Here is a 12405-nt window from a genome sequence, read left to right on the forward strand (position 1 = left end):
TTAGCCTCCTATCCAAAATACAACACCGACATTATCGTTCGCTTTATACACTAGAAAACTACGTCCATCATATGTCGTTTTAATTGAATTTTTACCTTCAACAAATTTCATTCCATCTACTTTAATATAATTGGAATACGCCTTTTCATAAGATTGTGGATAGTACTGTTTTAAAAGATCCTTAAGCAAAGCTTTTACATCGGAAGATGGTTCATCAACATTTATTGTAGTTCTTTTTAATTCTGCATCATACTCGATCCATACATTATGATCCTCAAAAACATCTGATCCTTTTAAATTTACACCAACAGCTCCACGACTAATCGTAGTATGCCCTTTGAAACTAGGCAAAGATTGAATCAATGCATCAAGCTCTTTGTCTGTTTTAGGATAAGCAACCGGCTTAACTTGTGGATTTTTTGCCTTAAGAGTATTAGAGATCATCAGAACAGCTTCAGCTCGTGTTGCATTCTTGTCGCCACCCATTGTCCCATCTGGATAGCCCTTCAAAATCTCATTCTGTTTCGCAATTGCTAGGTAGCCTGACTTTACCCCATCCGCATCCTTGCCAAGCGCTCTAACTGTCATACGGGCAATCTCTTCACGAGTGATTTTCCGATTAGGCTCGAATTGTGATTCCTTATATTCATTCACCTTAATGATGGATTGTTTTAGACCTGTAGAGATCGATGCACGAAACCATCCTTTATCGTCGATGAAAGGTGTGTCTTGATCCTCTAACTTGTATTTCATCGCGGCTACCAACGATTTTGTAAACTCAGCACGAGTAATATTATCGTTAGGTTTAAAGCTTGTTGCACTATAACCATTAATCCAACCTTGACTCACTGCAGTATCGATCTCTGATTTTGCCCAGTGTGACTTTGTATCTGTAAAAGCAGCTGCAGCTGCTACGGTCTGCGACGCAAGCAATACTGTCACAAACGTCATGATTACGGCTAGCTTCATTTTTTTCATTGGGATCACTCCTATTTTCTATTTACCAAAATTAATCAATCTAGTTATCTAACTATTTTATCGACATTCTTGTTTTCTTATTAAACCCTTCACTTCCTTTCTTATAAAAATGTCATCTACTACCGATATGGATGACTACAAGCATCAAATCTACACTCTTTAAAGATATCAATTCTAGAGGTTAATAAAGTTAGCAAATCGTATGCAAAAAGTATGATTATTATAAACAAACCACTTCGATTATCGTTCCCGTTCCTCCACACGTTCCGCACATAGCGCATCCTCCTTCCTAAATATGGGTTATGAAAATTCGTATTCATTATGTTGTAACGCAATATCGTCGAACTGCGACACATTACTCCTTACTGGAGAAGGAGATTAAACTAACAGGCAGGAAATTTCAAACAATATGACGAAAAAATCTCGACATCGATTTACAGATACATTTTGGAAGGAAGAGGTGTTCACAATCCGAATCCATATCATCGGCGGCTCAGGAAGCGGCAAATCCTATATCGCGACTTTATTGAGCGGGAAGCTCGGGATCCCGCATTACGATCTAGACGATATTTTCTGGCATAATCAGTCGAATGAATACGGCGTCAAGGCACCGGAAGAAGAGCGGGACCGTCAGCTCAAAAAGATCATCGGATTTGATTCATGGATCGTTGAAGGTGTGTACAGGTCGTGGGTTGAGCCGAGCTTTGCCGCCGCAGATAAGATCGTCGTTTTGATGACACCCTTGTCCGTCCAGGAAGAACGAATATGGAGGCGCTATAAAGAGCGCATTACAGGCATCGTTCCAAGCAAGAAGCGCGAGACAATAGAAGGTATCCACAACTTGTTCGCATGGAATAAAGACTACAATTTGGTGAAGCTTCCTGATTTGATCAGCCGTTGGGAATATAAAAACAAAATGATTCTCGTTCGTGATAACCTGGATCTTCTTGAATTTCAATTGATATGAATTCGATCTGCGGGCTGTCGTAATTAAACTCCCTAACGGGAGACGATAGTTCAATTGACCGCCTTATGAGAGGCGGTTTTTTATTCCTCTCTGTCGCATTATGTGTCTACTACGAACACTTGATATTCGTTGAAGCTCATCAAACTTGAAAATCATCATCATGTTATGTCCAAGTGGAGCATTAACCATTTCATAGTTTGGGTGAAAATCTCCCTTTCCTGATACACATCCGAAAGGTACTTTACAAATCGAATTTCCAAACTCACGCCAAGCTGACTCTGCAGAATATTCACCGCATTTCCCAATCCAATAGTTACGAATTTTTTTAGGCAACTCTTCCCATGTAAGATACAAATTTTCACTGTCCCAAATATCGCAGATTCTTCTCCAGCCATGGTTTTCTTCGCAGAACTTTTGAGCTTGCAAGGAAGCTTGACTAACACTATAAAACTCATTAATCATCCCTAGTTCACCGCCTACGAATTCACAGTGATATCCTGATCACGATTATATTTTTTGCGGTAATCTTGATATACCTTCAATACCTCAGACTTTATTTCTTCAGGGATGTACTTTAGTGATTGCGAATCTGTAGCTGTCCATAGTACAGCTTCATGAAAGTCATAATTTTTTTCTCCATCATCATCTTTATATGGAATTTTCCGACCTACTATATGTTCTTCAGTTAATGTAATTGATGCTAGAGTTCCCCCACCTTCCACTAACAATTCAATAAGCATACAATTACCGCCACCATTATAAGATTCTTTTGATTTAATCCGCATATATTTTGTCCTCCTGGGCTATCAATTCTTCATTGTGCTGTTAGTTTTCTGCCTTAATTACCATAAACACAGGTGTCTCACGACGTTTAGGAGATGGTTTTTTCATTGAAGGAAGAGACATATATCCGATGCCACCAAAAACTAAAATGACAATAGCCATAAAAATAATTTTACTTAGTTCATACATATAAATAACCTCCTTCAGCTTCTTAACTCGAATTTTAGCAGTACTAATTCAAGTTGTAAACATGAAGGTTAATATCAATAAAAATGGCGAGTAAACCTTAAAGGTCTACTCGCCATTTTTGTCCTTATTTTCATTTTTTATCGTTTCGAATACCCCATGTTTCACTATTAAATCATTAGCATATGATTCCAATTTTTTATTTACAAGCGATGATAGCTTTTCCTTTTCTTCAATTACTTCTTTTTCAAGTGCAGTCCATTGTGCATCTGTTAAGAATAGGGACAATACTCGTTTTCTTTTTTGCTTCTTCAGGCCGTCTTTTCTTCCAGCCCCTAAACGAGCTCCACCCCAATTATTTGTCTTATCATTTTTTTCAGTGCTAGTATCATCCATAAAATAACTCCGCCTTCTTTTCTCTCTATAAGTTTTTCAAAATTAATTTTTCGCCAGCTTTGAAAGTGTTTTATCGTATTTTTCTGTTCCTTTTAGTGCTATTTTCAGTATGGCCTCGTCTGCAGCATGCACGATCCTTGGAGTTGTTTCGTTTTTATTTACCGCCATATCCGGATCCCTCTCTTTCATGCACCCACCCCCTTGTATTGAGCCTTGACTTAATTTGTACCTAGCATACGCAAGGGGCGTCATGTTTGCATTTAATTTTGAATTGTACCGTGTATTAATTAACTTGACTATAGTATAAACTTTTCTTCGCGATTTAAAAAGCCGGATTACAGCTGATTGTGCTATAGTCCTTTAAAATTACCTAACATACTCATGGCTGCTGCCTACGATGTAAGTGATATCGTCAGATACCCCGTAATATCGCGGATGCTTTACCTTCACGATCGCAATGATCGATGGCCCTTTTAACGTATCCGAGTAGTAGTAAGGTGGCCCGCTATGATAAAGCATTGGGAAATTGCCGGTCTCTATTTTTTCGAACCACACGAGCTCAAATGGATCCTTCCAGATGCCGCCAGGTAGAGGCTGCAGGAGTGAATTAAGCTTGAATGATGTCTGTAATGAGTTGAGCAATGCCTTCTCCGATTTCATGGGATCAAATCGGATCTTCCCCATTTCCAGCTCTTCTTCTATGATCTGCAGTGATGCGTCATGCGTTGCTAGATCCATACCTTCTTTTAGCCCAGCTTTTAACTTGGTTGACAGGTGTTCATCATGACTCCAAGCGCTATAGATAATGAAAATGGGCATCATTAAAAGTAGCATAATGACCCATTTCATGATCGCTCCTCAATATACTCACTCATGATGGAAATGGGGTAATTGTAGTCTCTAGCTTCGTCACTACCGAATAAATTAAAAATTTGCGTAGGTCCCTGCGGATACCGAAGCGTAACCTCGATTAACTCACCACGAGGCGCCGTTATCGTTGTGCCGGTGATCTGAATCTTATCGCGGTCAAAATAAACGGCTGTTAATTCATCCAAGATAGCCTCTTTTATTTCTGGCGTTATACGCCCTTCAATCGCCGCTAAATGTGCAGCTTCAAACGCTTTTTTCTGCAAGACTTGGTCTTTATAACTAATCGTTCGCTCCACGCCTGGCTGAAACAAGTAGTATAGGAAAATGGGTGTCAAAATGACAAAACCAATAACAATTTTCATTAAAATCGCCAGCATGCCTATCTAGACATGCTGGCTACCCTCCTTCCTTATTTCAAGACTGTGGGTACGGTTGTGCTGTTAGAAATAGTATGCGAGCGATCCCTCTGCACTTTTGCATCACCGAACGTTCCATCATCTGCAAAGATAGTTAAGCCAATCAATACAAACATTGCTGCGATTAGTAGAATAGTACCCATTGCTTCTTTCATTTTAAAATCTCCTCTCGCCCTCTAGGCGTTTTAGTTTAGTGCATCCATGAGGATGCTTTTATAGGCATTCGCGGCCATGTTCACAAAGTAAATGACCGAAATGATTGCTAAGAATACGACCGTATGGCCCATATACCCGTTTATCTTCAATCTTTGCTTGCGACGTTGCCTACGAAAATCCAAAAACGTATCGTAGTTCTTATCAAGTAGATCGACGGCCATTTCTGGGTTAGACTCATTGATTTTTTCAAGCAAATCCGCCAAAGTTTTTGCTTCCTTGGTTCCTACGCTCTCACCAAAAACTTTGAATGCGCGGGGACCATCCACCGGAAGATCTAATAGCAAACGATCTAGATCCGGACGAAGCGCTTTTGTAAAAACATTAAATTCCGTCAGCTTGGCAAATACGCTTTGGTAATGATCATTATTCTCCGCCTGATAATCATTAGAGAGCAGCATATAAAGATCAATAATCTCATCGCTCTTCTGCTTTTGCTTTTCTTTTCCGGCCATGACCAGGAATAAGCGTCCTGGCGCTATGGATGCCCCCGTCAACGTCAACAGATAGCACAAAGTAGCGATGACCATCCCCTTCAGTGGATACTGCTGATAGACCAGGAAAAATCCATGCAAAACAATAACAACAATAATGAAAAGCAAATCGCGATAAAATTTGTATTGCCAGGCCGAACCATTTTTCATAAATCCTGCAATCGAAAAGGCTGCATCCAAGCGATCATCTTGATAGAGCTGCGTAATTCGCCCCTTCTGACCACCCGCAAAATGAATGAATTGCTTGATTAATTGTGGCGGTGGACTACGGCGCCGAATATATAAAATTTCTCGTATAAACAGTGGTAGAGAGATCACCATCAGTAGATACAAACCTAACTTAAAAATAGGGATTAGCATGGGTTACACCTCAATTTTCGGCTTGGACAAAATCAAAGAAGTCACTAAGCCAATCACAACAAAAATAATACAAATGATTAATGCCTGTAAGGTCTTCGGATCATCAAATAAGACGTGAAAGATAGCCCCTTCAAACATTTTATTAATGCCAAAAATGGCAGCCGGTACAAGGAACAAAGGGATATAGCCCATGATAATAGAATCCGTATATTCCGATTTTTCGGACTCGACGATTCGTTTCGATTCTTGCATATCGGTATGCACTTTCTCCAAAGCTCGTCCAATATCTCGATTTTCTTTCGCGGCTTTGGTGAACAACACACCGAGCTGCTTCGACCAGCTATTATCGATTTGATAGCTAAAGAGCGCCACACCCTCACGGATGGCCATCTTACCCTGCAGCTGTAATACAGATACCAATGCACTAAATGCTCGTTTCATCGTTCCCTGCAATTCATCAGCCGTGTTATAAAGGGCATGATAGAGATCCCCATGAATCCCAGGGCTCCGGTATTTTAGAATAAGGAGCTCCGTTGCTTCAATCAAAGCATAGCTATTTTCTCTGCGAATATTGTAGAGCTTAACTCTAAGCAAACCGTAAGGCACGAGCGCCGTTATGCCTGCTAAACCAAATGCGCGTTTATTCCACCAGGTTACAAACTCCCCGCCGTTAAAGCCAAGTAACAGGAGCAGATACATGACGCTAAACACGCCACCACTGAAGATAAGAAACTGGTTAACGGAGTTACGATGAAACGTCTTACTGGTTGACCGAAGCAAAAGCTCTAAATGACTAAATGTTTGTTCCTCATCGTTTGCTTTCTTCGGCGTATTCAGATAAAGCGGCACACTCCATGACCGAAAAATCATATTCTGCAAAGCACCAATGAACCGGAAAGCAAAGCCTGTGTAAAGCAGCATAATCGCCGCTTTTAATATCATTTCAAGAGATAGATCGAGCTGGCTAATCATGCACTAGCCTCCTCCCCCTCAAGGCTGCTTAATGCGACCTCTATGTTGGATCCAAGCATTGGCTTATCTTCAGCTAGTCGTTTTAAAGCAAAGAAGGCTTGTTCGGCGTAATGCGGCGCGGTTTCTTTCATCTTTTGCATGGTATCTACAGATAAATCATCGCAATATGTCCAGCTGTTTTGTTCCATATCCCATCGCATAATGTCGTGACAACTCACCTCAAAGGTATACGGATCTAGCCTAACTTCCGTCATTCGTAGAAGTTTTTTTGATCCATCATCAAGCTCCTTCATGACAATGATGAGATGGATATTTTCGGCAACCCGAATCAACTCCTCGCGGTACTGACGATTTGGAAATCGCTGCAGTACGAGGCGAGCCAATTGACCAGGGATATTAGCTATACGCTCGGTATGATAGCTGGTCATGGAGCCGCCTTTACCGCGCTCACACGAAACAAGAAATAGTTCCGTTTCAATGCTGCGCGTTTCTCCCACAATCACAAAGAAATAATCGGAGCGCAGTACCAGGTCAAACACGCTATCATATTCTGCATCCGTCTTTACCACAAATTCAACGAGTTGATCATTCTCATGTAATTCGCTTAACTTTAATTCCGAATGGCCACGCTCAATGGTTACAGCCACTCGTCCTGGTCTGCGGCGTTCAGCATAGATAGCTTTAATCAGCGTACTTTTGCCCGAACGCACTTCTCCGGAAACAATCAAATTAAGCAACGCTTTTGATATTCCGCGTATCAGTGGCAGAGCTTCGGATGGAATACTCCCTGCCGCTACTAAGTCCTCCAGCGTCGGTGCTCGCATCGTTTGGTTACGAAAAATTATCGTAGGTCGACGAACGAGCGGCGGGATCATAATTGTTACCCTTGTCCCATCTACTAAATCGAGCTCTAACTTGGGATTGTGTTTATTAATGTGCGAAAATTCATCTTTCATCCTGATCTTTTCAATGATATTCTCGATAACCTCTTCCTCTGATTCGTATCCAAATGGCTGTAAATCAGGCTCGCCAGGAATATCAAAAAAAATCTTTTTCCCCATGATTCGTGCAGATTGGGATATGTGATACTTCGGATGATGATTCCACACCGAAATTGGACCGAGACCGAACGTTTGTTGAAAAACAGCTTCAACCAATGAATGATAATAGCTTGGCTGCATAATGTGCTGCAGTTGGTTCGTTTTTAAGTATTCTTCAATTTCACCCTTAAAAAGCTGCACGGCTTCTGTTATACCAACCACCGCATCGTGCTGCAGGGCCTGCCACTTTTTCATTTCTTTATCCGACCGCTCTTCATTTTTCTTTCTAAAGACCGTACGCACTTGTGTGCAAAGCGCTTTAAATTCATCCGTAAGGGCATTGTTGCTTGCTTTAAGCGCTACCGGCTGCTGCACGGCCTTACTCTCCAATTCCGAGATATGAAAATCTTTTTCACGCCATGCACCCATGATCGTATTCACCTCCTAGCAAACCATTTACTTTTTGGACTTTCGTTTTGCATGGGCCAGTTAAATCGTGATTGCAATAAATCAACCATACGTTTGAGCTGCTCGTTATATTTTGGGTGCTCTACTGTAGTCAGCAACCGACGTTCCATTTCACAGAGCATGCCATCCTCTTTTAGATCGGGTAACCATCCTAGCATCGAGGCAGCCATACTACGCTCAATCTCTTTGGTGTCTCCCCACTGCTTCGACCATTTATTGATGAGTAACAAAAACGACATCGGTTGCTCGTGATTGACCATCCGAAGCAAAGGCGCAAATCTTTGCCAGTTGGCCAGTGCAGATGGCTGCTGCGTCGTTACGACGATCCGCATATCCGCATACAGTAAAGCTTGCAAACAGAGATTATTATCGGGATTAGATCCGGCATCAATCAGTACGATATCAAAAGCCTCCCGTGCACAAGCGATGACATGTGCTACTGATTCCGACGAATACCGGTACCGTTTCGTCGGATCCGCATTGCCTGCCAAAAAGGCGAAATGCTTCGTTTGGTGCATATGAGCGACCAGTTCTGTTGGCGTTAGAATGCCACCGTCTTTAATTTGGGTATACAAGTCATGCAGATAGGTACCGGAGTAGGTGATAAACACATCACCTGGCGTAAAAGCATCCAGACCAATGACGGCGACTTTCCGATCCATCCGTTTTCCGATTTCTTCAGCTAATGACAAGGTGCTGCCTGTTAATCCGGTTTGAGATTTCGCGCCAACCAGAGCAATAACTTGCCCCCCATTGCGAATAGCCGGCGCGCCACCCATAAATTGTTGATGCACGTACTCCACCAATTGCTCTATGGTTCGCTTCGGTCGGCATACGCCGATACCGATTCGCTGGCATACAAGCGCTGCGTCTTCGGTGACCCCCGTGTCTGCTTTATAGCTGAGCAGATAAACCAGATTCTTTCCCTGTAAGAGCTCTACAACGCTTTCCAATTCATGCGGTTGTACCAGCCGGTCCGATATTAAGACCACCTGGCAGGTTTTAAATGTTTCCTGAATCAATTCCGGTTTCGTTACTTCTGAAGAAGAAAATAAGGCTTCGGTTTGTGCAGCCTGGCGCAATTGGCGACTTAATTCTTGATCATTTCCGATAAACCCAATGTTCATGAGCCATACCCCACAATAAATTGATAGCCACCGGCAGCTTTTTCCGACAAGAGTTTCAGTTGATCCGGCGTTAATTGCAGCTCTAGCTTACGCCCACGAACCGTTGCATCCACCCGTACATTCGGATTCACGTTACCCTCAGCATTCTTGACTTCATTTGAGCTCGCATCCTTGTAATAAGCAACCACGATATCCTCTATCACCTTCTCCGCCTGAGATAGCAGCGGCTCCGCAATGCCTGATTCTGGATTGATTTTCTCGATATCAGTCGGCACTGCGAATATCGTAATTCGGTCAAGCCTCCGCAAACTGCCTGGTACCGATAAAATCCAATCCTCCGGCATCTCCACCACCGTTGCTCCTGGTACACTGAGCAAAGACGTCTTATCTACGCGATTGATGGTCATTTGATCGCCGGCTTCAATCAGTTGCAAGGCTTCTTGGCCTACAAGTAAATGAGCATCCTCTTCCGGAATGGCACCAGAAATCACATAATCTTCTTTAATTCGGACAATCAAAAGATCGTCCTCCGTTATCGCCTCATGCGGAAGCATCTGCCTGGATGCTACGACTACATTTTGTGTATCCATTAAAACGGTCCACCTCGTATCGAGGAAGTAGAGCAGCACGAGCATAGCCACCATGGCAAATAGATAAAGCAACATTCGATTTACTTTTTTCAGACTTACTTTCATATCGTTCTCCTTTCGTTACGAAGATTTAACTTTGAACCACTGAGTACGGAGCTCAGCAATCGGTGCGTCTTTGCCCTGCCAGTAAATCGCCTCCGGTAATGCTTCGAGCAGCTGCTCGAAGAGAATCTCTTCTTGCGCTCGATTACCCGTAGACTCTTGCGGAATCAGCTGAACTACCCGCTGACATGCTTCCGGCAGTGTCATGACCTGACTTAATCTCTTCAACTCCACAAACGCGACGATATCTTGCTCGGTAAGCTGCCTTCGATTATTATCTTTCCGTTCAAACACATAACCGGCTTGTTCCATCATTGGCAACCAGCGGCGCAAGCTGCTCTCCGCCATTTGTAGTTGTTTGGCAACATCGTTCATCGCAATCTCTTTCACTCTTGCAGCTCCTTTCACCTCAGGTGTTCAGGTATGATTTGATGGTGATCGGTTACTATGATCGCTATATCATCAACTGATATGATGACGATTAAGCGATCAGTGAGCGCTGGCTGCCATAGCCTGCCTAGCAAGATTCCCACCTCCAAACCTTCCATCCATTTCGTGTGGCTCTTGTTATCTATTACAAGCATAGCAAGGATTTTGAAGGCAATCGTTCGCAATTCGTATGCAAAAAGTATGATTATTTTTCGTGGTTATCCACATTAAGCTAAACGATCACTCCAATGACATAGCGATCAATAAAGAAAAATGTGAGCATCATCAGGGAGAGCAGCGCCACACTACCTGTTAAAAAAGCAAATTTGATATGCATTAGAATTTGAGAACGAATAAATAGTGCAAAAGCAACGTCGTACTGAATCTTCCTTCGACTCACCTTATAATCATGTGTAGTATCATGGCCAACTGTCATACTTCGATCACTCCAGACTTTTATGAGAGCAACATCGACTTTTAAAAATTTAGCGAGAACTTCAGGATTAGTATCAACAATTCTAATCATTTACTCAGCTCTTTTCCGTCAATTTCATGACAAAGGCCGATCCTCAGCGGATCGGCCTTCGTTATTATTTATAAAAATGTGCCAGGACGTTTATCAAATCTTCCGGGTGCAACGTCCCTAAATACTTATCAATTTTGTCATGATTAAGCGGTACAAACATGGAACATCGAGCTACCGATGGCTTCTGAAGGCCAGCTGCTTGCCAATATACTAAAGCGAGATCTCGACTATCGTTCCCTCGCTCTTCATGCGAAGTCACTTTGATCACAATCGAGCGTTTATCCTTCGTATCTAAAATAATTCCTGGTCTTAGCTTTTCCTTTTCCCCATCATCAAATGGATATAACACCAAATAAACATCGCCGCGATTATGATTCATATGGACAAATAAAAAGAGACTATAGGTTGATATACCTTAGTCTCTTATCCCCTTATTTATTTGATTCTTATGATAATCTTCTTCTAGCTTCTCTAAATTTTGTTCCGCCTGCAGCCAGAGATCCGGCAGCTGAACATCGATCTTTTGATTAGCAACCGCTAATCGTTCTTTCAACGATTTATTGGACTTTTTCTCCAAGTAAAATCGCCTCCCTTATGGAATAATCTCTTGCTCAACGATACCACAATTCCTTATAGCACTCAAAGATTATGATGACCGTTACTTCCGATCTCCCATATATTCTTCTTTTGCCTCTTCAATATGCTGTAGGGTAATGTCTGTCTTCCTCAAAATCGACTTCCGCTTTGCTTTCATATAGATTTGCTCCATCTCTGCAAAGCTACATGAAGCGAGAGCAATGGCTATATCATCAATCAGCTGATTCTTCTCATAATTATCAAATAGCTTTTGCGTGTAAATCCTTCGTTCTGAATCCGTTGGCGGATCATACTTCATTTTGGTGTCAAATCTTCGCCATACTGCCGTATCTAATTCTTCATCCAAATTGGTTGCGGCAAGTAATATGCTTTCAGATTGAAACTCGTCCAGGCATTGGAGCAGTGTATTCACCACGCGAGACATCTCTTGCACATCTCTTCTTCCAGATCGATTCCTCGCAATAGCATCAAATTCATCTAAGAAAAAAACACAAGGATTCTGAATCGCATAATCAAATATTTTTCGAACGTTTCCCGCCGTCTCCCCTAAATAGCTTCCGATAATGGTATCCAGGCGAACAAGGATAAGTGGTAACCCTAGCATATGTGCTAAATAAAAAGCAGTTATGGTTTTCCCCGTGCCAGGAGGACCATACATTAGAATCTTATTCGGCATGGGTACTCCCTGTTCCGCAAAAGACGCCTTAAGCTCGTAAATCTCAAGAACTTCATCTATGATATTTCGATTGATCTCACTAAGTACGAGTTTTTGAGATTTAGTCTTACAAGCCTCGGCCGTATGCATGACTGCCATATCTACATCCTTACTCATGGGTAATTTAGCAGTATTCATTTGCTATTCTCCTTTCATTTTAATGAGTTCCCTCTATT

20 protein-coding genes are annotated in these 12405 nt (G+C 42.1%); 1 reads left to right on the forward strand and 19 read right to left on the reverse strand.

All coding sequences use genetic code 11. The features are described from left to right. Positions 1–978, reverse strand: coding sequence for an S-layer homology domain-containing protein (locus tag AC1DPK_RS29195; RefSeq protein WP_441883508.1), 978 nt, complete (start codon positions 976–978; stop codon positions 1–3). Between the two features lie 409 nt (positions 979–1387). On the opposite strand from AC1DPK_RS29195, the gene AC1DPK_RS29200 reads away from it, so the two are divergent. Next, a complete protein-coding gene (locus AC1DPK_RS29200) occupies positions 1388–1945 on the forward strand; it encodes a P-loop NTPase family protein (protein WP_441883507.1) in 558 nt (185 codons plus the stop codon). A gap of 63 nt (positions 1946–2008) precedes the next feature. Here AC1DPK_RS29200 and AC1DPK_RS29205 read toward each other — a convergent pair whose 3' ends face one another. The 18 genes from AC1DPK_RS29205 to AC1DPK_RS29290 all read right to left on the reverse strand — a co-directional run bounded on the left by AC1DPK_RS29205 (position 2009) and on the right by AC1DPK_RS29290 (position 12367). After that, positions 2009–2407, reverse strand: a complete 399-nt coding sequence (locus tag AC1DPK_RS29205) for a hypothetical protein (protein ID WP_441883506.1) — start codon at positions 2405–2407, stop codon at positions 2009–2011. 14 nt (positions 2408–2421) lie between these two features. After that, on the reverse strand, positions 2422–2730 hold the full coding sequence (locus AC1DPK_RS29210) for a hypothetical protein (RefSeq protein ID WP_441883504.1): 309 nt from the start codon (positions 2728–2730) through the stop codon (positions 2422–2424). Between the two features lie 40 nt (positions 2731–2770). Further along, entirely contained in the window at positions 2771–2917 is a 147-nt protein-coding gene (locus AC1DPK_RS29215) for a hypothetical protein (RefSeq protein WP_441883502.1), read from the reverse strand. Positions 2918–3022: 105 nt separating this feature from the next. Then, positions 3023–3310 carry a hypothetical protein gene (locus tag AC1DPK_RS29220; protein WP_441883500.1) on the reverse strand — a complete coding sequence of 96 codons (288 nt, stop codon included), beginning with the start codon at positions 3308–3310 and terminating at the stop codon, positions 3023–3025. 42 nt (positions 3311–3352) lie between these two features. Then, on the reverse strand, positions 3353–3499 hold the full coding sequence (locus AC1DPK_RS29225; protein WP_441883498.1) for a hypothetical protein: 147 nt from the start codon (positions 3497–3499) through the stop codon (positions 3353–3355). Positions 3500–3676: 177 nt separating this feature from the next. After that, a complete protein-coding gene (locus AC1DPK_RS29230) occupies positions 3677–4159 on the reverse strand; it encodes a hypothetical protein (RefSeq protein WP_477512447.1) in 483 nt (160 codons plus the stop codon). Continuing rightward, positions 4156–4557: a hypothetical protein gene (locus AC1DPK_RS29235; protein ID WP_441883494.1), complete on the reverse strand. Its 402-nt coding sequence runs from the start codon at positions 4555–4557 to the stop codon at positions 4156–4158. Before AC1DPK_RS29235 ends, AC1DPK_RS29230 begins: the two co-directional genes overlap by 4 nt. Before the next feature lie 32 nt (positions 4558–4589). Further along, the gene (locus AC1DPK_RS29240) at positions 4590–4751 is read right to left on the reverse strand and encodes a hypothetical protein (protein WP_441883492.1); all 162 of its coding nucleotides are present in this window, start codon (positions 4749–4751) and stop codon (positions 4590–4592) included. A gap of 30 nt (positions 4752–4781) precedes the next feature. Further along, the gene (locus AC1DPK_RS29245) at positions 4782–5663 is read right to left on the reverse strand and encodes a hypothetical protein (RefSeq protein ID WP_441883490.1); all 882 of its coding nucleotides are present in this window, start codon (positions 5661–5663) and stop codon (positions 4782–4784) included. Positions 5664–5666: 3 nt separating this feature from the next. Next, positions 5667–6635, reverse strand: coding sequence for a hypothetical protein (locus AC1DPK_RS29250; protein WP_441883488.1), 969 nt, complete (start codon positions 6633–6635; stop codon positions 5667–5669). Continuing rightward, a complete protein-coding gene (locus AC1DPK_RS29255; RefSeq protein ID WP_441883486.1) occupies positions 6632–8104 on the reverse strand; it encodes an ATPase, T2SS/T4P/T4SS family in 1473 nt (490 codons plus the stop codon). Before AC1DPK_RS29255 ends, AC1DPK_RS29250 begins: the two co-directional genes overlap by 4 nt. Before the next feature lie 8 nt (positions 8105–8112). Next, on the reverse strand, positions 8113–9096 hold the full coding sequence (locus AC1DPK_RS29260) for a CpaE/TadZ family protein (RefSeq protein WP_477512448.1): 984 nt from the start codon (positions 9094–9096) through the stop codon (positions 8113–8115). A 170-nt stretch (positions 9097–9266) separates the two neighbouring features. Beyond that, a complete protein-coding gene (locus tag AC1DPK_RS29265) occupies positions 9267–9965 on the reverse strand; it encodes an SAF domain-containing protein (RefSeq protein WP_441883482.1) in 699 nt (232 codons plus the stop codon). 15 nt (positions 9966–9980) lie between these two features. Next, positions 9981–10352 carry a hypothetical protein gene (locus AC1DPK_RS29270; protein ID WP_441883480.1) on the reverse strand — a complete coding sequence of 124 codons (372 nt, stop codon included), beginning with the start codon at positions 10350–10352 and terminating at the stop codon, positions 9981–9983. Positions 10353–10623: 271 nt separating this feature from the next. Next, the gene (locus AC1DPK_RS29275) at positions 10624–10917 is read right to left on the reverse strand and encodes a hypothetical protein (protein ID WP_441883476.1); all 294 of its coding nucleotides are present in this window, start codon (positions 10915–10917) and stop codon (positions 10624–10626) included. A gap of 64 nt (positions 10918–10981) precedes the next feature. Continuing rightward, entirely contained in the window at positions 10982–11296 is a 315-nt protein-coding gene (locus AC1DPK_RS29280) for a type II toxin-antitoxin system PemK/MazF family toxin (RefSeq protein ID WP_441883474.1), read from the reverse strand. Between the two features lie 36 nt (positions 11297–11332). Beyond that, a complete protein-coding gene (locus AC1DPK_RS29285) occupies positions 11333–11494 on the reverse strand; it encodes a hypothetical protein (protein ID WP_441883472.1) in 162 nt (53 codons plus the stop codon). An 81-nt stretch (positions 11495–11575) separates the two neighbouring features. After that, complete coding sequence (locus AC1DPK_RS29290) at positions 11576–12367, reverse strand: AAA family ATPase (RefSeq protein ID WP_441883470.1); 792 nt, start codon at positions 12365–12367, stop codon at positions 11576–11578. Between the last annotated feature and the right edge of the window lie 38 nt (positions 12368–12405).

The organism is Paenibacillus sp. 01T424 (genome assembly GCF_056398745.1).

Bases quoted from the DNA above. Each gene is read 5' to 3' on its own strand.
- AC1DPK_RS29195 (WP_441883508.1), bottom strand. From the start codon at position 978: ATGAAAAAAATGAAGCTAGCCGTAATCATGACGTTTGTGACAGTATTG.
- AC1DPK_RS29200 (WP_441883507.1), top strand. From the start codon at position 1,388: ATGACGAAAAAATCTCGACATCGATTTACAGATACATTTTGGAAGGAA.
- AC1DPK_RS29205 (WP_441883506.1), bottom strand. From the start codon at position 2,407: ATGATTAATGAGTTTTATAGTGTTAGTCAAGCTTCCTTGCAAGCTCAA.
- AC1DPK_RS29210 (WP_441883504.1), bottom strand. From the start codon at position 2,730: ATGCGGATTAAATCAAAAGAATCTTATAATGGTGGCGGTAATTGTATG.
- AC1DPK_RS29215 (WP_441883502.1), bottom strand. From the start codon at position 2,917: ATGTATGAACTAAGTAAAATTATTTTTATGGCTATTGTCATTTTAGTT.
- AC1DPK_RS29220 (WP_441883500.1), bottom strand. From the start codon at position 3,310: ATGGATGATACTAGCACTGAAAAAAATGATAAGACAAATAATTGGGGT.
- AC1DPK_RS29225 (WP_441883498.1), bottom strand. From the start codon at position 3,499: ATGAAAGAGAGGGATCCGGATATGGCGGTAAATAAAAACGAAACAACT.
- AC1DPK_RS29230 (WP_477512447.1), bottom strand. From the start codon at position 4,159: ATGAAATGGGTCATTATGCTACTTTTAATGATGCCCATTTTCATTATC.
- AC1DPK_RS29235 (WP_441883494.1), bottom strand. From the start codon at position 4,557: ATGCTGGCGATTTTAATGAAAATTGTTATTGGTTTTGTCATTTTGACA.
- AC1DPK_RS29240 (WP_441883492.1), bottom strand. From the start codon at position 4,751: ATGAAAGAAGCAATGGGTACTATTCTACTAATCGCAGCAATGTTTGTA.
- AC1DPK_RS29245 (WP_441883490.1), bottom strand. From the start codon at position 5,663: ATGCTAATCCCTATTTTTAAGTTAGGTTTGTATCTACTGATGGTGATC.
- AC1DPK_RS29250 (WP_441883488.1), bottom strand. From the start codon at position 6,635: ATGATTAGCCAGCTCGATCTATCTCTTGAAATGATATTAAAAGCGGCG.
- AC1DPK_RS29255 (WP_441883486.1), bottom strand. From the start codon at position 8,104: ATGGGTGCATGGCGTGAAAAAGATTTTCATATCTCGGAATTGGAGAGT.
- AC1DPK_RS29265 (WP_441883482.1), bottom strand. From the start codon at position 9,965: ATGAAAGTAAGTCTGAAAAAAGTAAATCGAATGTTGCTTTATCTATTT.
- AC1DPK_RS29275 (WP_441883476.1), bottom strand. From the start codon at position 10,917: ATGATTAGAATTGTTGATACTAATCCTGAAGTTCTCGCTAAATTTTTA.
- AC1DPK_RS29280 (WP_441883474.1), bottom strand. From the start codon at position 11,296: ATGAATCATAATCGCGGCGATGTTTATTTGGTGTTATATCCATTTGAT.
- AC1DPK_RS29290 (WP_441883470.1), bottom strand. From the start codon at position 12,367: ATGAATACTGCTAAATTACCCATGAGTAAGGATGTAGATATGGCAGTC.